The sequence below is a fragment of the Methanosphaera sp. genome (assembly GCF_016282985.1).
Lineage (GTDB): Archaea > Methanobacteriota > Methanobacteria > Methanobacteriales > Methanobacteriaceae > Methanosphaera.
Window position 1 is genome coordinate 1 of sequence record NZ_JAEELZ010000120.1, and the last position, 19,440, is coordinate 19,440.

The following is a 19,440-nucleotide window of genomic DNA, read 5'->3' on the forward strand; positions in this document are numbered from 1 at the left end:
ATTCTTTCTGTTCCAAGTCATCAATAATATTTTTGGGAATATTTATATCATTATCTTCAATTAGTTTTTTATTACCTATTAAATAAGTTTTGTTATTTATGTTGGCTTTAACTCCTTTACCTGATATATTTTCGAAATTCGTTACTGGATATAAGTCATAATTGTTCTTGTTTTCATCATTAAATATTGCACTGGATATCGGGTGTTGTGAATACTGTTCAATTGAACGTGCAATTTTTAATATTTCTTCGTTGTTTTTATTGGAATAATTAATTATTTCACTTAATATTGGTTTACCGTTTGTCACGGTACCTGTTTTATCAAGTAATACATGGTTTATTTTATCAGATACTTCTAAAGTTTCTCCATCTTTAATTAAAATTCCGTATTTTGATGCAAGGCCTACTCCCACTGTTAAAGCAGTAGGTATTGCCAATCCAAGGGAACAAGGACATGCAACAACTATCACTGATATAAATATGCTTAAACTGTATAGGAATGGACTTCCCAAATAGAAATACCATGCTGAAAATGCAATTAATGCAATTATTAAGATTGTCGGAATAAAGAATTTTATAACTTTGTCCGCTAGTTTCTGTATAGGTGGATTGGAGTTTTGTGCATCCTGAACCATTGAAATTATCTGTGAAAGTACTGTTTTTTCATTTGTATTTGTAACTTTAAATTTAAATGATCCTTCCTTGTTAATTGAGCCACCAATAACATTTGAAGATACTTTTTTTAGAACAGGCATGGATTCTCCAGTTACTAATGATTCATCCACGTAACTTTGTCCTTCTATTATTTCTCCGTCCAATGGAATTTTTTCTCCAGGTTTTACAATAACCACATTTCCTTTAAACACTTCATTAATTGGAACTTTTTTCTGGATTAATTGTCCATCAACCATTTTTTCAACAGTAGCTTCTGTAGATTTAAGTTGAACAAGTTTTTTTATGGAATCGGATGTTTTACCTTTAGCTCTATCTTCCAAATATTTACCAAGCATTAAAAAGGATCCAAGCATTATGCTTGTATCGTATAACATAAAATGACTTTCTCCTAAAAGATGAAAAGTACTAAGTACACTAACTATAAATGAAATTCCAATACCTAATGAATACATTACATCCATATTTAAATTTAAATGTCTTATTGATGTTATTCCCGATTTTATAATTGGGTATGAAACATAAATAAACGGTAATATTGATATTGCCAATAGAATATAAGATGAGTTATGTCCTAAATTCACATTTCCAAACATCAAATACATTAATAAAGCTGAAAAAAAGAATCCAACAATAATTCTATATAATTTATTTTTCTGGTTTTCGGCATGTTTTTTTTCTAGAATTTCATTATTTATAGAATTATTATCATGAATGCCCAGATATTCATATCCTATAAGGTTTATTCTGTCTCCAATATCGTCAGTTGTAATCATTTTTGGATTGTATAACACATCTGCTGTTTCAGAGACCAGGTTTACATGGACTGAATATACGCCGGGCATTTTTGATACTGCGGAGGTTACTGCACGTGAACACATTACACATGTCATACCTGCAACATTTAATGTTTTTTTTTAACACTTGCAGGGAAGCCAATCATATCTAAAGAACTTAATATTTCTTCAACATCATATTTTTCTTCATCATATTCCACTATTACTTCTTTTGAAGAAAGATCAGCTTCAACATTTGATACATTTTCATTGTTTGTTAAAGTTTTTGTAATTGTATTTACACATGCATCACAGTGCATATCTTCAACAATAAAGGTATCGCTTTTCATCATGTCACCTCATTTTTATTTATTTAAATTTTGTATATACTAAATATTATTTCAAAAGTATTATATATATTTAACATTGTTAACGAAAAAAAGAAAAAAAAATTAGTTGAGGGTGATTAATGAATGATCCGCATCCACAGTAACATCCATATCATTTTTTAAAGTATTAATTATGTCAATTTCGGGATTATCTACCATAGGAATTTTTGAGATAATTGCACCAATCGCAATAATAGGTTCTGCTTTTTGACAAATTATGGCTTTAGGAGCTGTATTATTTTTAATCATCTGATAAATTACATAAGAACCAACAGTTGAACCTTTACCTGAAGGAATAACTAAAATCTTATCGGTAATGCATTTGTTGTATAATTCATGCTTTTTATCTATAACTATTCCTGTTTTTGGATCAACTCCTCCTAAAAAACTGATTGGATCTTTAGTGACTAAAGTTTGACCATTTTCTTTGCCTTTTGAAATCATCCTACATTTGATATCTTCTGACATATTAATGCTCCAATTATAATAATCCTTCTGATCTAATTAAATCAATAAATGTTTTTACTTCACCATCATCTGAAGGTTTATCTTCTTTTTTAGTATCTTCAACTTTTTCTTCTACTTTTTCTTCTTTTTCTTCTACTTTTTCTGCTTCAGGTGCTTCTGTTGTTGTGGTTTCTGTTTGTATGAATCCTTGTTCTCTGAGTGTTTGTGTGAATGATTTTCCGTCTGTGGTTGTTTCAGCTTTAGGTGTTTCTTTTGGTTTTGATACTTCTTCTACTTTTTCTTCTTTTACTTCTACTTTTTCTGCTTTTGGAGCTTCTGTTGTTGTGGTTTCTGTTTGTATGAATCCTTGTTCTCTGAGTGTTTGTGTGAATGATTTTCCGTCTGTGGTTGTTTCTGCTTTAGGTGTTTCTTTTGGTTTTGATACTTCTTCAACAATTTGTTCAACTTTGTTTTTTGCTTCTTCGATGGTTGCTTCAATTTCTGGTTTTGATTTTTCTACTGCTTCAATGATTTTTTGTCCTTCAATGAATCCTTGTTCTCTGAGTGTTTGTGTGAATGATTTTCCTTCAGAACTTGGTTGAGCTTTTGCTTTTTCAGCCACTATTGTTTTTGCTTCTTCGATGGTTGCTTCTATTCCAGGTTTTGCTTTTTCCACAGCGTCCACTATTTTTTGTCCGTAAATTAAACCTTGTTCTCTGAGTGTTTGTGTGAATGATTTTCCATCACCAGTAGCATTGCTTTGGGTGGAAGTTGTATCTTCCGTTTTTTCAACTTTTTCTTCTCCAGGTTCTTCGGAAACTTCTTCTTTTTCTTCGTTAATTCCTTTTCTTTGAGCTATTTTTTCATCTTGTTTCTCAATTTCTTTTTGAACCTTGGTTTCTAATTCTTCTTTTTCAGCTTTTTCTGCTTCTGCTTTGGCTTTAGCTTCTTCTTCTGCTTTGGCTTCAGCTAATTTCCTTTTTTCTTCATTTTTTCTGATAATTATTTCAGAAACACCAGGAGCAACACGTCTTTTTAATTGCATTTTAGCTTTTTGAACTAAGTATGTTGTTTTAGTTTTATAAACAGTATCCTCATTTTCCACTATTTCAATGTTAATCTCTTTGTCTTGAGATCTAGGTTTTACTTGAGATTTATGCAATGTTTGAACAGATCTTGGATTTTTTCCAGATATGTTGTGTGGTTTTTGATTTTCTGGATTTGTATCTACAAATTTAGATTCTTTATCACTCATTTTATACCCTTCCTTAAATTTAACAATTTACCTTATTAATCCTAAATAATAATATCCTAATAATTATTTTTAAAATAATCAAATTCAAAATTCTATTTGTTTATAAATAGACAATTTTTATTATAATTAAATATATATGTTATTCTAATTAATTAATATTCTCATTTAATAACATACCCTTTATTATAAAAAATTTAAAATAAAATTTATCATAATTAATAATTATATTTGTTATCCGTTAATAATTAATTATATTGAAATATATTTTTAGAGAATAAATTTTCAATGTTTTAAAAAAAAGTTATAAAAAAAGTTTAGGTTTAGTAACCTACATAAGTAGTAAATCTTAATGCAATACAAATTAATGCTATTATAATAGCACCTATAATTACTTGATTTGGAGAAAGTTTGATTCCTGCTGTTTCATCATCGAAATATCTTACAATACCCGCTCCACTTGCCGGTAATGTTTTTTTGCTTTTACGTGCCAATAGTTTCCCTCCTATTAATATTCTTTCTCTATTTTATATTATATTCTTACTTTTGTTATTAATTATATTAATAGTATTGTGTCATGCTATTTTTTTTCATGATCTTTGACCATTTTTATAGCACAGAAATCTCCGCACATACTGCACATTTCATCTTCTGATGCTTCAGCACTTTCATAATACTCTTTAGCAGTTTCACCATCAATTGCTAATTCGAATTGTTTGTTCCAATCGAAGTTGTCTCTAGCAATTGCCATTTCTTTTTCTTTACGCATTGTGCTTGGTATTTGTTTTGCAATGTCTGCCACTTCTGCAGCTATTTTTGAAGCTATAACTCCCTGTTTCACATGTTCTACTGAAGGAATACATAAATGTTCTGCCGGTGTAACATAACATAAGAAATCAGCTCCACTGGCTCCGGCAATACTTCCACCTATTGCTGCAGTAATGTGGTCGTATCCTGGTGCTCTATCTGTGACTATTGGACCTAGAACATAAAATGGGGCTTCATCACATATTGTTTTCTGTATTTGCATATTTGCTTTTACTTCGGTAATTGGTACGTGACCCGGTCCTTCGACCATTACCTGTACTCCTGCTTCTTTGGATCTTTTTACTAAGCGCCCTAATGTAGTTAGTTCTCTAATTTGAGCTATGTCTGTAGCATCATGTATGCATCCAGGTCTTAAACCGTCACCTAAGGATAATGTAACATCATACTCTTTACATATGTCCAACAAATAATCAAAATCTTTATGTAATGGGTTTTCTTTTTCATTATGCATAATCCATGCAGCTGTTAGAGCTCCACCTCTGCTGACTATTCCCATAATTCTTTCGGAATCTTTTACGGATTGTATGGAATCTTTGGTAATACCACAATGAACAGTTATAAAGTCGACACCTTCTTTTGCTTGTTCAGTAATTACTTTAAATATTAGATCTTCGTCCATATCTACAATTGCTTCGCCACTGTTTCTAGTTTCTACTCCTGCCTGGTAAATAGGTACAGTTCCAAGAGGGATGTTTGTTTTTTCTCTAATAGCTTTTCTTATTTCGAGTAATTTAGAACCTGTACTTAAATCCATCACAGCATCTGCACCATATTTGACTAGCACGTCAACTTTTTCCAGTTCAATATCAATATCTTCCATTTCTGTTGAAGAACCTATATTTGCATTAATTTTTGTTCTTAAACCTTTTCCAATACCTGTAGGTAATGTATCATTGGTATTGTTTTTTGGTATAACAACTTTTCCAGAAGCAATATATTTTCTTAGTTTTTCAACATCTATCTCTTCGTTTTGGGCAACATATTCCATTTCAGGAGTTATGTTTCCTTTTTTTGCTTCTATTAACTGAGTCATATTTAAAACCTTCTCCCCAAATTTAAAGTATATTATTATGTATGGATATTCATTTAAAAATAATTATTTTTTTTTCAAATGCTTTTTATTTTATTTTTAACCACAAAGTATAAATACTATTCTATATATAAATTATAATGTGCCACGCCGGGGTGGCTCAGCTGGTTAGAGCGCACGGCTCATAGGGTATTAAGCATTGCTCTGACTTTTTCCTGGGATACCGTGAGGTCGCGGGTTCGAATCCCGCCCCCGGCACTTATACATTTAAGTATAAGTTAAAATAAGCTAATTGATTCTTCAATTAGTATTATGTTTTTTCTTTCGAATTTTTTTTAATAATTTTTCTATTTTTGGATTTTTTTTATTTTATGTAATATAACAATTGTTATATAATATGTATAATATAATAATTACTATAATGTGTAACATAAATAATATTTGGATGAGATAAGATGGATGTATATCAGAATTTGATTTCCAGACAAAAGGAAATTTTTTCAGAAGAAGAACAGGAAATATTGCGTACAACACCCATTGTAATTATTGGATGTGGTGGTTTGGGTGGAACTATAATAGAACAATTTGTACGTGCAGGTTTTGAAGAATTGACAATTGTTGATCAGGATGTTTTTGATGAAACAAACTTAAATAGACAAGTTAGAAGTAATTTGGACACCGTAGGTAAATCCAAGGTTAAAATTACCAAATCTGCAATGGAACAGATTAATCCAAATATAAACATCACTGATTATGATTTAACCATTGATGAAAAGAACATATCTAAAATATTAAAAGGAAATAAAATCTTAGTTGATGCTGTTGATAATGTTTATACGAGAGTATTAATTTCTAGGGAAGCTAAACAACAGGGTATGGTATTTGTTCACAGTGCTGTTGAAAAAACTATGGGGCAATTATCAGTATTTGAACCAAATTCTGTAAGTTATGAAGAGTTATTCAGATTAAAATCCGTTGATAAAGCATTGGATGATGATGTAAAAAATTATCTGTTAAGTATCAGTGCAAAAAAACCTCAGGTTCTTGGTGTTACTCCATCAATATTTGGTTCTTTACAGGTCAATGAAACAATTAAATATATTCTGAATAAAAAAGATGTTGTGTTAGCTCCTAAAGTTTTAATGTGGGATTTATTCAACATGTCTTCTTTCAGATTAATAAAATTTTAACCTTTTTTATATTTGCTTTTCTATTTTTTTTCTTTTTTCATATAATGATTGAAAACATTATATATAACTATAAAAATACATATATTTAGGAAATCTACTTCCGTTAATTACCTAAAAACAAATAAGTATATAACAACATATTAATTATTATTGAATTCTATAAATGAATAAAAGATTAAGGTGGAGTACTTATGTCCGAACATGATGACAAAATAGACAATATAATTAAACAGATAGATGAATATGGTTCTAAGTTTTTAAGATTACAGTTTTCAGATATACATGGAATACCAAAAAGTATGGCAGTATCCTTAAAAAAACCGGATGATGCAGAAGACATAATAAATAATGGATTACTTTTTGATGGTTCATCCGTTGCCGGTTTTGTAGATATCAATAACAGTGATTTGGCTTTAAAACCGGATATTACTACTTTTTCAACATTACCTTGGAGACCTGAAGATAAAGGAACATGTAGGTTTATTTGTGACATTTATCATACAGATGGAACTCCTTTTGAAGGTGATCCTAGAGGCGTACTAAAAAAATCATTGAAAAAAGCAGAAGAAAGAGGTTATCAATACAATATGGGTCCTGAACCAGAATTTTTCATCATAGAAGAAGATGAAAACGGTAACTTTAAACCAGCTGATGATGCATTTTATTTTGATGTAGAACCATTAGATCAGGGTACAGATATCAGAAGAGAAATAGTATTGGGCCTTGAAAAACTTGATTTTAATATTGAACTTAGTCATCACGAAGCAGCACCGGGACAACATGAAATTGACTTCAGATTTGATGATGCATTAAAAACTGCAGATGCTGTTATTACATTTAAACAAGCAATTAAAGCATTGGTGGATAACTTAGGATATAATGTAACATTCATGCCAAAACCATTCTTTGGAGTAAATGGTAGTGGAATGCACTGTAACCAAAGTTTATTTAAAGATGGTAAAAATATTTTCTATGATCCTGATTCAGAAACACAGTTATCACAGGAAGCATTATATTTCATAGGAGGATTATTAAAACACGCAAAAGCATTATCCGCAATTCTTTCTCCTACAGTTAATTCTTATAAACGTTTAGTACCTGGATATGAAGCACCATGTTATATTGCATATGGACTCAAAAACAGATCCACTTACTTAAGAATCCCTGCATCAAGAGGAATAGGAACAAGAATAGAATGCAGATCTCCTGATCCATCATGTAATCCATATTTAGCATTTGCAGTATTGCTTGAAGCAGGATTGGATGGTATGGACAATAAAATTGATCCTGGAGAACCAACAGAATTCAACGCATTCGCATACACTCCTGAAGAGCTTTTAGAAAAAGGTATTGAAACATTACCAACAAGTTTATGGGAAGCATATCACTCTCTAGAAAAAGACGAAGTAGTTATCAATGCATTGGGCGATTATGTGTATAATCAATTTTACAACATAAAACGTCAAGAATGGGATGATTACAGAATCCAAGTATTTGATTATGAACGTGAAAGATATTTAAATGTCTAAATATCTTTTATTATTTTTTTTTAATTTTTTTATCTTCTTTAACTATTGAATTTATTATTTAATTTTAACTATATTATTGGAGATTTGATACTATTACTGTTCAACAAGAAACTGATATGAAAATGATGGAAATCCTTCGTATTCTTTATAATAAAAATGATACATTAGGAGCTAAAGTAATTTCAGAGGAATTAAATAAAAGAGGTTATTCTCTAGGTGAAAGAGCTGTCAGATATCATATGCATATATTGGATGAAAAGGGATTCACTGAAAAAATGGGTTATAAGGGACGAAAAATAACCGATAAAGGAATTGAAGAACTTAAAAAAGGTTTAATATATGATCAGGTTGATTTTACATATTCCAGATTTCAGGAAAAAATGTATAATGTTTCATTAGACTATGAAACTGCTAAGGGATCAGTAATAGTAAATTTATCATCCATCAATGAAGTCGGTTCCGAAGAAATTATAAAAGAATTTTTTAAGGAAGGTTTATCCGTCAGTTCAAGATATAATTTTTATGAAAAAAATAACGTCACTTACATTGAAACGGTATGTGGGACAACATTTGATGGGGTATTCCAAAAAAACGGTATTATTTCCAAACCATTATACGGTGGATTGTTAAAAGTAGAAGATTACATCCCTATTAATTTCATTGAACAGATTGCTTACGAAAAAACATCAATTACTCCTTTGGAAGCTTTTTCGAGTCATGACAGCACTTCAGTTTTAAATGTTGCAAATGATGGAACGGGTGTTATTCCTGCAAATTTCAGAATTATTCCGGCTTCAAAAAGACAACAAGCTCTAAAAATAATTGAAAATTTATCTAAAATAGGTATAAATGGAGTTATTCATGTAGGAGAATCAGGACAATCTGTTTTAGGTATTCCTGTTCCGGATAATATGGTTGGAATAGTAATAATTGGTGGTGTGGCTCCATTATGTGCAGCTCAGGAAAGTGGTTATGATTTAAATATTAAATTGGCCGATAATTTTGCAGAATACAGCAAAATGAAATTAACCACACAAAACATAAGTAATCCTTTAAAAGAATGTACTAAAAAGCCCGAAAAAAAGGTTTCTTTTGTTTTAAATAAGATTTATAATTTACTATCTAATGTTACATTTGATATTGAAACACATTCTGGGGATATCATTTCCAATATATCTTATGTCAATAAAAATCAGGTTGACGATGCAATAGATGTATTAAAAGAATTATTTGATAGAAAACCTGAATATTGTATTGGAAACCGTTATGCTTTATTTGATGAAGGTAATGATAATGTGGGAATAGCTACTATCTGTAGTTTAACAATTGATGGAATCTTGACAAAGTATGGAATCAGCAGTCTTCCTACTTATAGTGGTATATTGGATATTTATGAAAATAACAGGCGGTTTATAGAATTGGTTTCATATAAAGGTTCATCTGTGGATCCCCATGAAATATTTATAAAGAAAAATATGCATGATGTGTATGGTTCAATAGAAAATTCAGGAAAACTATTGGCAAGTGTACATACTATCCCATATGTATCAAGAGAAGCAACAAAAGATATTTTAAATTCATTAAATGATTACGGTTTTGAAATATTGGGTATGGGTCAGACCAATGAATACATGTATAATGCAAAAATAGAAAAATATCATTTTGGATATGTTGTGGCAGGTGGATTAAATCCAATAGCTGCTATGAAAGAAAGGGGCATACCTGTTGATGTAAAATCAATTGAAAAAATTATTGATTATGATTCTTTGGAAGAATTATAACCCTCCACATTTTTTATTTTTTTTTTTTTAAAAATTAGAGAGTTAAATATTAATCTGTAGCATAATCTTTATTAATTAAGTATTTGAGTTGATTGTGTTTGATGCAGGATTATTTTAAATCTTTTAAGTCAGTATTTCACTTTATTATTTTGTTTGCTTTTAAAACACATTGAAATGTTACGTTTTCCTAAAAATCAATTCTTTTAAATATTTTTTAAAATAAAATACTTATAATAAACTATTATATTATTTGTTTAGTATGATTTGTGTTATTTTTTCATGTAATTTAATATTTTTTTCTTTAAAAATTGATTAGTTTATTTTAGTGATTTTATGGCTGTAATTATTGATACAACTAAATGTAATGGAGTAAATGCATGTCCTGAGGGTGGGTTATGCATAGAAATTTGCGCATTAAATGCAATGGAAAATATTGAGGATAGACCGAGTGTCATTGAAAATGCTTGTCCTGAATGTGGACTTTGTATATTGAACTGTCCTAATGAGGCTATTTCCAAACCGTAATGGGTGTATTTAAATGGCTGTAACGGTTTTTTCTGATAAATGTAAGGGAATATCCAATTGTTCATATGATGGTATCTGTGTCAAGGTATGTGCTATGGGGGCTATTGAAATAAAAGATGACTTCCCATCAATTAATGAAAGTGCATGTTCTCAATGTGGACTTTGTGTATTAAATTGTCCTAATGAAGCATTATCAAAAAATTAATTCAAAATTTCTTTTTTTTAAATATTCTTTTTAATCTTCAACAAAAATAGAAAAAAAATTGGGGGAGATGAAAATTTATACAAATTAGGTGATAATTACATCTAATCTGTCTTCTTCTATAGCGTTTTTAATTTCTCTTGAAATTCTTCTTCCCATACTCATAAATTCTCCGAATTGGATGTAAGAGTATGCAGAACCGTTCATGAATGTGTTTGTACCACCATCGATACGAGCACTCATTTCAAAGATAACAATTTCTCTGTCATCATTTACTAAACATTGTAAACAGAATGGTCCGTTCATACCAGGTTTAACTAATTCTTTTGCAGTTTCAACGAGTCTATCTCCGTTTTCAAATACTTGTGGTAATAAAGATTCTCTTATTACTACAGGATGATTTCCACTAACAACATATGAAGGGCTTAAATTAGCTTCTATTTGTTCTTGTGCAGGAATTCTTACAATACCGTCAATATTTGTTTCATATCTACTGTCCATACCTAATACTTCAACTTCATCTTTTAATGCTGAGTAGAAGTAGTGTATACAGTAGTTTGTTCCACAAACATATTCTTCGATGTGTGCATCTGCAACATCATCATCATTAATCCAGCCTCTGGATTTCATTTCTTCAATTTTTTCTTGGAATTCTTCGAAACTTGAGCAGATGAAATAACCTTGACCTCCTCTAGCTCCAGGGAATTTAACCATTACTGCTTTATCAATGTCTTCGGGATTTTCATATTTGTTTGGCATTCTGATTCCGGATTCGGTAATCATTTTTCTTTCTTTATCCCTTTCAGCTTCCCATCTTAATATGTCACGGTTTCCAAACATTGGTACGTTGAATTTATCTTCAACATTGCTTAATCCAGCATAAGCTACGAATGATCCGTGAGGTACAACAATAGCATTCATTGCTTTTAATTGTTCTTGTACTTCATCATTAACAATATCTTTGAATTCATCAACAAAAATAAATTCATCAGCAACTCCAAATCTTTCATATGGAACTTCTTTACCTTTTTCACATACTACAGCAGTTCTAAATCCTTCTTGTTTAGCTCCTCTTAAAATATGTAAAGCTGTATGACTACCTAAAGTTGCGATAGTTATATTTTCTTTATCATATGTTTCGAGAATTGACATAATGTCTTCTTTTTTAACTTTTCCCATTTTTTCATCATCCTTAAAAAATTTGTAATGATAATTTATTATAATTATATTTTTGTTTTTTCTTATTAAAATAATCAATGATTGAAATTTTTTCATTTTTAAAAAAATACTTAGAATTTAAAACATATATAATATATTATAAAATTTTCAAATATGAGAAGTTATAATCAAATTATTACAGTTAAAGGAGTATAATATGCTAAAAATTAATCAAGATCATTGTTTAGGGTGTGGTTCTTGCATAATAGTTTGTCCTGTTAATCAGGAGATATGTCCTGAAGTGATTGGAGGCAATGGGCCCAACACTACAGAAGTAATTATGTTGGTAGAAAATGGAGTTATAAAATTGTTCCATCCGGAAAAATGTAGGGCTTGTATGACCTGTACAAACACATGTCCGACAAAGTCAATTTATCATGGGGAATGAATATGAAGGTAATGGTCAATACTGGAACAAGTGTCATTCAGGCTTTTTATGAGAAAAAAGGTTCAACATTAAAAGATGAATACAGACAATCAGCGGCGGTAGCCTTTATGGATCTTAAAGATATGCAAAAGTTATCTTTAAAGTCAAGAGACAAAATTAAAATAAAATCCGAGTGGGGTGAGGTTGTATTGTATGTGGATATTTCATACGATGCCCCTCATGAAGGAATGGTTTTTATACCTAGAGGACCTTGGGCAAATATAATTATAAGTCCTGAAACCTATTGTTGTAATGTTCCAACATACAAGGGAATACCTGCAGAAATTTTCAAAACTGATGAAGATGTTTTGTTGGTGTCTCAATTGATGAATAAAGTATATAACAAGTATAACCTTGATGATGATAAATTAACAGATAAACCAGTATATAAGAAGAGGATGATCTAATGATTGAAAAACCGATTACAGATTATGATGAGGAAGTAAGGAATTGTTCTTGTTCTTATTGTGGAAATAACTGTGATGATATAACTTATTTATTAAAAGATAAGAAAATCGTTGGTGTAAGGCATGCATGTAGGATAGGTGCTAGTAAAATAATCAACGATCAGGATCAAAGATTACTAAATCCTCTTGTAAGAAATGATGAAGGGATTCTTGAAGAAACAACATGGGATGTAGCCTTGGATAAAACGGCCCGGCTTTTATATGAAAGTGACAGGCCGGTATTATATGGTTGGGGTGAAACTTCCGTTGAAGCAATTAAAAAGGGTATAAAAATTGCAGAAAAAACAGGGGCTGTGATGGATAATCAGTCAACAATATGTCATGGATCATCCATACAGGCATTTCAAAATGTTGGACATCCCGTAATGACTTTGGGAGAAGTAAAAAATAGGGCGGACGTTGTTGTATATGTGGGAACAAATCCTATGGATGATCATCCAAGACATTTGTCCAGATACACTACATTTCCTGAAGGTTTCTTTAGAAAAAATGGTCGTAAGGATAGAACTGTTATCACTCTTGACCCAAAATACACCAATACAGCTAAAGTTTCAGACGAATGGATACAATTTAATATGAATGAGGATTACCTGTTATTTGATGCTTTAAGAATGTTGTTAAAAGGGGAATCTTTGGATGAAGAAGAGATTGCAGGAGTTCCAACTTCTCAACTTGAAAATTTAATCCAAATCATGAAAAATGCTGAATATGGAGCATTGTTCTTTGGATTGGGCGTATCTCAAACATTAGGTAAACAAAAAAATGTTGACATGTTAATTCAATTAGTCGAAGATTTAAACAGATATTCCAAATGGTCAATGTTACCTATGAGGGGATTTTTTAATGTTAGTGGTTTTAACATAGCTTTAACATCTGAAACAGGTTATCCTTATGGTGTTGATTTTTCAAGAGGATATCCTCGTTTCATGGTTGGTGAAACAACTACAATTGATCTGTTAAATAGAAGAGAACCTGATTTTTTCATGGCAATTTCAGCAGATCCTGGTGTTCAATTTCCGGGATATACCATTAAACATTTAATCAATATTCCAACAATACAGATTGATACTCACTGGGGACCTTACACTGAATTGGCTGATATTGTTTTACCAAGTACCAGGGTTGGTGTGGAAACAGAAGGTACGGCTTATCGTATGGATTCAATTCCTTTATTCATGAAAAAAGTAATTGATAAACCGGAAAACTGTCATTCTGATGAATGGATTTTAACACAATTGTATGAAAGAATCGAAATTTTAAAGCAAGAGGAGGATAACTGATGGAATATATTCTTAAAAATGGAGTAGTTTTTGACCCAAAAAACGATATTGACGGGGAACAAATGGATATTTTCATTAAAGATAATGTCATTGTAGATAAAGTATCCTCCAAAGCAAAAAAATTGGATGTTTCAGGTAAGTTGGTTATGCCTGGTGGTGTGGATTTACATTCTCATATTGCAGGACCTAAATTATCCATAGGTCGTTTATATAGGCCTGAAGATATTAGAAAAGGAATTAAGCCAGCATCCAAAAATGATATTTCAGGATTTGAGGCAGGATTTTCATTACCTACCTGTCCAACCATAGGTTATCGTTACACAAAAATGGGATATACAACAGTTACAGAAGCAGCTGTTCCTCCATTGGAAGCAAAACACGCTCATGAAGAAATTAACAGCATACCGAATCTGGATATTCCAACATTAACTTTATTCGGTAACAATTGGTTCATGTTAAAATATGTTAAGGAAAAACGTTTTGATGATTTAAAAGTTTTTATCTCAAAATGGTTGAAATTAGCAAAAGGTTATGGAATAAAAATTGTAAATCCATGCGGAAGTGAAGCATGGGGTTGGGGTAAGAATGTTGATGGATTGGATGATCCTGAACCTCATTGGGGCGTTACTGGAAGAGAAGTTATTCAGGCTCTTACTGAAGTAAATGAAAAATTGGGTCTTCCTCATTCAGTTCATGTTCATACAAATGATCTGGGCCATCCAGGTAATTATGCCACTACGTTGGAAACTTTTGATTGTGTAAAACATATTAAAAAGAATGAAAATGTGGATAGAAATCAGATTATGCATTGTACTCACGTACAATTCCATGCATACAAGGGTACTTCCTGGAGGGATGTATCCTCCGGTGCTTCCGAATTGATTGATTATATAAACAAAAATGACCATTTAACCTGTGATGTTGGTCAGATTACCTTTGATGAAACAACAACAATGACTGCTGACGCTCCGATGGAATATGATTTATTTAGATTAACAGGATTAAAATGGGCTAATAAGGACATAGAAGTAGAAACGGCGTCAGGTCTGATTCCTTCAATATATTCCAGTCATGCTCCTGTAAGTGTACTTCAATGGGCAGTAGGTCTGGAATTTTTCATGGGCGTAAAGGATCCTTGGAAAATAGTCTTAACAACAGATTCTCCAAATGGCGGTCCCTTCATAAGATATCCTAGAATAATTTCATGGCTTATGAGTCAGGAAAAACTACAGGACATGCTGGATAATGAAGTTCATAATTGGGCTACAAACAGAACAGACTTGGGAACATATGATCGTGAGTACTCCTGGAATGAGATTGCAACAATAACAAGGGCAGGACCTGCTAAAATCTTAGGATTAACTGACAGAGGACATTTGGGAGTAGGTGCCAAAGCGGATGTATCTGTTTATGACATTGATGTGGATAAGTTTGACTGTACTCTAAAATCAAATTCAGAAACTTTGGAAAATAAATTATTAAACAGTAAATACACAATAAAAGATGGTGAAATACTGGTTAAAGACGGTAACATTGTTAAGTTGGTTAACAGTAATCATATCTGGTGTAATGTGTTAGGATTGGAAAATGAGGAAAAAGTTTTAATAGACAGAATTAAACCAGAATTTAATAAGTATTATACTATAAAATATGAAAATTATGGTGTGAATGACCATTATATTCAACCTGATACAAGAATGGATGTAAATTATGGGGGAGAATTATGAAAGTAATTAATTTGGTTATGACAAAGAAATCTTCAATTTCATTAGAATTTGATAATATTCTTCCTGAGTTATTATTCGATAAATCTTTACGGCAAATAAATGAAACTATCATTTATCGGGGCAATAAAGAAGAACCTTTGTCACATTATTTTGATGTAAGCATTGAAGGTGAATGTGATGATGCCAAGGAGTGTGCCATAGTTATTGATGGTGATTTATCCAGAGTAAAAAGAATAGGTTTTGCCATGACCTGTGGAAAGATAATTGCTAATTCCGATGTAGATTTCCATGTGGGTGCATGTATGTCCGGTGGACATATTATTGTAAATGGGGATGCTGAAAGCTATGCCGGACGTGAAATGACAGGAGGACTTCTTGAAATAAAGGGAAGTGTAAAGGAATTTTGCGGTTCCTCATATGCAGGAGAATGGAGAGGAATGTCCGGAGGACAAATAATTGTTCATAAAAATGCTGGAAAACAATTAGCTGAATATATGATTGGTGGAAACATTCATATTAAAGGTGATTGTGATATTTTAGCTGGTGTTCATATGTCTGGAGGTAAAATTCAAATTGATGGTAATGTAAATCAATGGTTTGGAGGCCAGATGAAAAAAGGAACAATAATTATCAATGGTAATGTTGAAAAAATGTTGCCCGGCTTTGTTTTAGAAGAGTCCATATATCATCCATTAATTAATGGGAAACAGTTTATAGGAAAATACGGTTTATATTCTGGGGATAAAACAGTTAAAGGTAAAGGTAGAATCTGGATTAAAAAATAGGTTATATTATGAATAAGAAGCATATAGTTCTTAAAGAAGATGAATTGGAGGATTATATTTTAAAAAATTTCAAAGAAGATGCTTTTTTGGAGATATCTTATAACAGGGTATTTATTCCCGGAAAAATATTATATATTGATGAGGATGCTTCAATAACATTACAACTGAAGGGTCAGTTATTGAATCAAAGAGTTGATATAGATATTAGTGAAGTAAAAAAAGAGCTTGTAGAAATTATATATACTTCTGATGAGGAATCAGTAATAATTTCAATAACAAATTAAAAAAATAGGAAAGGTTTATTCAAGAACAGTATGTCTTGATTTTAAATCTTCTTCGGTTTTTCCTAAATTATGCATCATTTGTGCAATAAGTGAATCTAAAAATACCAATGCACTAATTTCAAATATTGTTCCCATAGGGGATAATGTTTGGTGTTGACCACTAATTTGACGACTAATATAGTTTTGTTCGTTATCAATTTTTGTTCTACCTTTTAACTGAACAATTAAGTCTGATTCTTTTGCTAAAGTACTTTCAGTGTAAGAAGTAATTGCAATTATTTTTGATCCTATGTTTTTTGCAATGCCTGATGTACTGACGATATAACTGGTTTCTCCTGAACCTGAAATTGCAATTAAACAATCTTTATCGGTTATTGCAGGAGTAATAGTTTCTCCAACAATATATACATTTAATCCTAAGTGCATTAATCTCATACCAAATGCTTTTGCAACTAATCCTGAACGTCCAAGACCCATTAAAAATACGTTTTCAACATCCATAATTATGTCAATCATTTGATTTATTTCATCTTGATTAACAGTTTGAGTTATTTTTGATACATTTTCAATAATATCATTTACAGCATCATTATAAATCATGTTATTCCCTACAATACTTTAAATAATAACCTTTTAATATTTTAAATAAATAAAATTTTCATTTTAAAAATTACTATTATTATCTATGTAAAAATTTATATTTACTTTTTACTATACTTTTTATTGAAGAATGCTTTGGTTGATTTTATGAGTATTAATAAAAAATTGAATCTAGAAATGGATAATGTTGTTTATGATTATAAATTATTTGACACATTAAAAGCTATTAAATCAAATAATTCTCAAAGAAAAGCAGCTAAAGAGTTAGGAATATCCCACACGGTTTTAAATCGTAGAATCATTAAGGCGGAAGAATTGCTGTCTGAACCATTGGTAACGGTATCAAACAAGGGTTCTACATTAACCAGTTTTGCATTAAATTTATTGGAAAAATATGAATTATACGAACAACGTCTGGATGATGATGATTTTTTAGTAATGGCCGGGGGATTTATATCTTGTGAATTTATCAGGGAATTGGCAATTGCTTATCAAATGGATAATATAAAGATTTTACAGACTGACATGGATACGGCATTTGATTTGGCAAATAAGGGATTCGTTGATATACTTGGTTTTGATGATCCTGTTCAAGCTTACATATATGATCTGGAACCTATACCTTTGGGTAGGGATAAATTAATGTTACTTACTCATGGTAATGAGGAATTCAATAATCTGTATGATTTAAATGGCTTGGATTTTGTTGAAGTTGAAGGTTCTGCTCAAAGATTGGCATGGACCACTTTGGCCAATAATGATTTGGATTTTAACATAGTTAAAAGTGTTAATTCGTTTCATGAAGCAATCCGTATGGTTGAACAGAATGAAAACCTCTACACTTTCATAAATAATAGTATTGCATATACATCTCTAAACACAAATGATGTTTTATCAAGATATACCCAACATATAATCAGTGCATTGAACGTTAAAAATAGTGTTGATGTTGAAAGTTTCTTAAATTTTGCATCACATAGTGCACAAAAATTAACGGTTAAATTTGGTTTTGAACCAATATAAAAAAATTGAAAAAAAAGTTATGAAGAAAAATTATTCTTCAAGTCTAAATCTTTTAATCACGAAGTCTTTATCTAATGATAATACAAATGATGCTGCACGTGGACCTTGTTTTTTACCTATAATTGTTTTATATATTGCCTGGAATGCTTTTTGAGGTTTCATTTCAAGAGATTCTAATACTTCATACATTCTGTCATGGAATTCAACATCATTATTGAATGTTTCATTTTCTAAAACATCAGCTAATTGTCTTAAGAACTCTTTTTGATCATCAGTAATTTCAACACGCGGCATCTTCTTCATTACCTGGAATTTTACAAACTTAGGAGCATATGTTTCTAACCAGTTGTTTACATATTCTAATCTTTGTAAATATGTTTCACTATCGAAATCATTTAATTCTTCATAGGAAACATTTTCAAGTCTTTCAGGTAACTGATGATTGTTTTTCAATATTTCATAAATTTTTGCTGCATCACCATTAGCAATTTGATATGCTACTGTGAGGAATCTGTATGAAGGTTGGAAAGGCATTTCTTCTGGTAAATCATGTATTTGTGAAATTTCATAGATTTTGGTGAGTTTTGATTTTTCTTTGTCGTTACTTGCTTCTTCAATACCATATGCAATTCTTTCTACTCTGTCATACTGGTCCATTAAATCAAGGAATCCCATTTTAGGTGAGAAATCTTTTGGTTTCAATGGTTTGTTCCTGAATATGAAATAGTTTAATGTTTCAGGTTTTCCTATTTTAAGCCAAGCTTCCGGACTAAAGAATACTCCTTTGGATTTACTCATAGCATCCCCATCTAATGTAATCCATTCATATGGTACTGGGAAAGGTGCAGGATAATCGAATATTTCTTCAGAAATTATTTTACTTACATCATATGATCCACCACTTGCAGCATGGTCTTTACCGAATGGTTCACAGGTTACACCGAATATTTTCCAACGTGCAGCCCATTCTACTCTCCAAGTTAGTTTACCGTTACCTGATTTAATATCC

General features: G+C 31.0%; 21 protein-coding genes and 1 tRNA gene. 13 read left to right on the plus strand and 9 right to left on the minus strand.

All coding sequences use genetic code 11. The features are described 5' to 3' along the window. The 6 genes from QZZ11_RS07340 to thiC all read right to left on the minus strand — a co-directional run. The coding region (locus tag QZZ11_RS07340) for a heavy metal translocating P-type ATPase (RefSeq protein WP_292474876.1) at positions 1-1,564 on the minus strand (1,564 nt) is incomplete at its 3' end. 11 nt (positions 1,565-1,575) lie between these two features. Next, positions 1,576-1,800, minus strand: coding sequence for a heavy-metal-associated domain-containing protein (locus QZZ11_RS07345; protein ID WP_292474878.1), 225 nt, complete (start codon positions 1,798-1,800; stop codon positions 1,576-1,578). Between the two features lie 99 nt (positions 1,801-1,899). Continuing rightward, positions 1,900-2,304, minus strand: a complete 405-nt coding sequence (locus tag QZZ11_RS07350; protein ID WP_292474879.1) for a DUF126 domain-containing protein — start codon at positions 2,302-2,304, stop codon at positions 1,900-1,902. Positions 2,305-2,317: 13 nt separating this feature from the next. Continuing rightward, entirely contained in the window at positions 2,318-3,538 is a 1,221-nt protein-coding gene (locus tag QZZ11_RS07355) for a hypothetical protein (protein WP_292474881.1), read from the minus strand. Between the two features lie 320 nt (positions 3,539-3,858). Then, positions 3,859-4,029, minus strand: coding sequence for a preprotein translocase subunit Sec61beta (locus QZZ11_RS07360; RefSeq protein WP_292474882.1), 171 nt, complete (start codon positions 4,027-4,029; stop codon positions 3,859-3,861). Positions 4,030-4,115: 86 nt separating this feature from the next. Further along, on the minus strand, positions 4,116-5,396 hold the full coding sequence (gene thiC / locus QZZ11_RS07365) for a phosphomethylpyrimidine synthase (protein ID WP_292474885.1): 1,281 nt from the start codon (positions 5,394-5,396) through the stop codon (positions 4,116-4,118). A 146-nt stretch (positions 5,397-5,542) separates the two neighbouring features. Here thiC and QZZ11_RS07370 point away from each other — a divergent pair. The 6 genes from QZZ11_RS07370 to QZZ11_RS07395 all read left to right on the plus strand — a co-directional run bounded on the left by QZZ11_RS07370 (position 5,543) and on the right by QZZ11_RS07395 (position 10,623). After that, positions 5,543-5,651: transfer RNA gene (locus tag QZZ11_RS07370), tRNA-Met, on the plus strand. A gap of 197 nt (positions 5,652-5,848) precedes the next feature. Further along, on the plus strand, positions 5,849-6,583 hold the full coding sequence (locus QZZ11_RS07375) for a HesA/MoeB/ThiF family protein (protein WP_292474886.1): 735 nt from the start codon (positions 5,849-5,851) through the stop codon (positions 6,581-6,583). Positions 6,584-6,774: 191 nt separating this feature from the next. Beyond that, positions 6,775-8,112: a type I glutamate--ammonia ligase gene (gene glnA, locus QZZ11_RS07380; RefSeq protein ID WP_292474889.1), complete on the plus strand. Its 1,338-nt coding sequence runs from the start codon at positions 6,775-6,777 to the stop codon at positions 8,110-8,112. A 116-nt stretch (positions 8,113-8,228) separates the two neighbouring features. Beyond that, a complete protein-coding gene (locus tag QZZ11_RS07385) occupies positions 8,229-9,893 on the plus strand; it encodes a DUF128 domain-containing protein (protein ID WP_292474892.1) in 1,665 nt (554 codons plus the stop codon). A 333-nt stretch (positions 9,894-10,226) separates the two neighbouring features. Then, positions 10,227-10,418 (plus strand): 4Fe-4S binding protein, encoded by a 192-nt coding sequence (locus QZZ11_RS07390; protein WP_292474893.1) that lies wholly within the window; start codon positions 10,227-10,229, stop codon positions 10,416-10,418. 13 nt (positions 10,419-10,431) lie between these two features. Next, positions 10,432-10,623 carry a 4Fe-4S binding protein gene (locus tag QZZ11_RS07395; RefSeq protein WP_292474895.1) on the plus strand — a complete coding sequence of 64 codons (192 nt, stop codon included), beginning with the start codon at positions 10,432-10,434 and terminating at the stop codon, positions 10,621-10,623. 84 nt (positions 10,624-10,707) lie between these two features. On the opposite strand, the gene QZZ11_RS07400 is transcribed toward QZZ11_RS07395, so the two are convergent. Further along, the gene (locus tag QZZ11_RS07400) at positions 10,708-11,799 is read right to left on the minus strand and encodes a formate--phosphoribosylaminoimidazolecarboxamide ligase (protein ID WP_292474896.1); all 1,092 of its coding nucleotides are present in this window, start codon (positions 11,797-11,799) and stop codon (positions 10,708-10,710) included. Positions 11,800-11,995: 196 nt separating this feature from the next. Here QZZ11_RS07400 and QZZ11_RS07405 point away from each other — a divergent pair, with 196 nt between their 5' ends. From QZZ11_RS07405 to QZZ11_RS07430, 6 genes are read left to right on the plus strand one after another with little or no spacing between them, the layout of a single operon-like run. Continuing rightward, on the plus strand, positions 11,996-12,226 hold the full coding sequence (locus QZZ11_RS07405; protein WP_292474897.1) for a 4Fe-4S binding protein: 231 nt from the start codon (positions 11,996-11,998) through the stop codon (positions 12,224-12,226). 2 nt (positions 12,227-12,228) lie between these two features. Continuing rightward, positions 12,229-12,672, plus strand: a complete 444-nt coding sequence (locus QZZ11_RS07410; RefSeq protein WP_292474899.1) for a molybdopterin dinucleotide binding domain-containing protein — start codon at positions 12,229-12,231, stop codon at positions 12,670-12,672. Then, entirely contained in the window at positions 12,672-14,012 is a 1,341-nt protein-coding gene (locus tag QZZ11_RS07415; RefSeq protein WP_292474901.1) for a formylmethanofuran dehydrogenase subunit B, read from the plus strand. Before QZZ11_RS07410 ends, QZZ11_RS07415 begins: the two co-directional genes overlap by 1 nt. Next, the gene (locus tag QZZ11_RS07420) at positions 14,012-15,739 is read left to right on the plus strand and encodes a formylmethanofuran dehydrogenase subunit A (protein WP_292474902.1); all 1,728 of its coding nucleotides are present in this window, start codon (positions 14,012-14,014) and stop codon (positions 15,737-15,739) included. The genes QZZ11_RS07415 and QZZ11_RS07420 overlap by 1 nt, the downstream gene beginning before the upstream one ends. Next, positions 15,736-16,524, plus strand: a complete 789-nt coding sequence (locus QZZ11_RS07425) for a formylmethanofuran dehydrogenase subunit C (protein WP_292474903.1) — start codon at positions 15,736-15,738, stop codon at positions 16,522-16,524. The genes QZZ11_RS07420 and QZZ11_RS07425 overlap by 4 nt, the downstream gene beginning before the upstream one ends. 8 nt (positions 16,525-16,532) lie before the next feature. Beyond that, a complete protein-coding gene (locus tag QZZ11_RS07430) occupies positions 16,533-16,808 on the plus strand; it encodes a DUF2097 domain-containing protein (protein WP_292474904.1) in 276 nt (91 codons plus the stop codon). A gap of 15 nt (positions 16,809-16,823) precedes the next feature. Here the strand turns inward: QZZ11_RS07430 and hxlB are convergent, their stop codons facing one another. Further along, positions 16,824-17,408 carry a 6-phospho-3-hexuloisomerase gene (hxlB, locus tag QZZ11_RS07435; protein ID WP_292474906.1) on the minus strand — a complete coding sequence of 195 codons (585 nt, stop codon included), beginning with the start codon at positions 17,406-17,408 and terminating at the stop codon, positions 16,824-16,826. 147 nt (positions 17,409-17,555) lie between these two features. Between hxlB and QZZ11_RS07440 the strand changes: the two genes are divergently transcribed. Next, entirely contained in the window at positions 17,556-18,431 is an 876-nt protein-coding gene (locus QZZ11_RS07440) for a LysR family transcriptional regulator (RefSeq protein WP_292474909.1), read from the plus strand. A gap of 30 nt (positions 18,432-18,461) precedes the next feature. Here QZZ11_RS07440 and lysS read toward each other — a convergent pair. Then, a partial coding sequence (lysS, locus tag QZZ11_RS07445) for a lysine--tRNA ligase (RefSeq protein ID WP_292474911.1) occupies positions 18,462-19,440 on the minus strand: 979 nt, incomplete at its 5' end.

Coding starts and splice junctions, on each gene's coding strand:
- QZZ11_RS07345 (WP_292474878.1), bottom strand. CDS start 1,800: ATGATGAAAAGCGATACCTTTATTGTTGAAGATATGCACTGTGATGCA.
- QZZ11_RS07350 (WP_292474879.1), bottom strand. CDS start 2,304: ATGTCAGAAGATATCAAATGTAGGATGATTTCAAAAGGCAAAGAAAAT.
- QZZ11_RS07355 (WP_292474881.1), bottom strand. CDS start 3,538: ATGAGTGATAAAGAATCTAAATTTGTAGATACAAATCCAGAAAATCAA.
- thiC (WP_292474885.1), bottom strand. CDS start 5,396: ATGACTCAGTTAATAGAAGCAAAAAAAGGAAACATAACTCCTGAAATG.
- QZZ11_RS07375 (WP_292474886.1), top strand. CDS start 5,849: ATGGATGTATATCAGAATTTGATTTCCAGACAAAAGGAAATTTTTTCA.
- glnA (WP_292474889.1), top strand. CDS start 6,775: ATGTCCGAACATGATGACAAAATAGACAATATAATTAAACAGATAGAT.
- QZZ11_RS07385 (WP_292474892.1), top strand. CDS start 8,229: ATGAAAATGATGGAAATCCTTCGTATTCTTTATAATAAAAATGATACA.
- QZZ11_RS07390 (WP_292474893.1), top strand. CDS start 10,227: ATGGCTGTAATTATTGATACAACTAAATGTAATGGAGTAAATGCATGT.
- QZZ11_RS07395 (WP_292474895.1), top strand. CDS start 10,432: ATGGCTGTAACGGTTTTTTCTGATAAATGTAAGGGAATATCCAATTGT.
- QZZ11_RS07400 (WP_292474896.1), bottom strand. CDS start 11,799: ATGGGAAAAGTTAAAAAAGAAGACATTATGTCAATTCTCGAAACATAT.
- QZZ11_RS07405 (WP_292474897.1), top strand. CDS start 11,996: ATGCTAAAAATTAATCAAGATCATTGTTTAGGGTGTGGTTCTTGCATA.
- QZZ11_RS07410 (WP_292474899.1), top strand. CDS start 12,229: ATGAAGGTAATGGTCAATACTGGAACAAGTGTCATTCAGGCTTTTTAT.
- QZZ11_RS07415 (WP_292474901.1), top strand. CDS start 12,672: ATGATTGAAAAACCGATTACAGATTATGATGAGGAAGTAAGGAATTGT.
- QZZ11_RS07420 (WP_292474902.1), top strand. CDS start 14,012: ATGGAATATATTCTTAAAAATGGAGTAGTTTTTGACCCAAAAAACGAT.
- QZZ11_RS07425 (WP_292474903.1), top strand. CDS start 15,736: ATGAAAGTAATTAATTTGGTTATGACAAAGAAATCTTCAATTTCATTA.
- QZZ11_RS07430 (WP_292474904.1), top strand. CDS start 16,533: ATGAATAAGAAGCATATAGTTCTTAAAGAAGATGAATTGGAGGATTAT.
- hxlB (WP_292474906.1), bottom strand. CDS start 17,408: ATGATTTATAATGATGCTGTAAATGATATTATTGAAAATGTATCAAAA.
- QZZ11_RS07440 (WP_292474909.1), top strand. CDS start 17,556: ATGAGTATTAATAAAAAATTGAATCTAGAAATGGATAATGTTGTTTAT.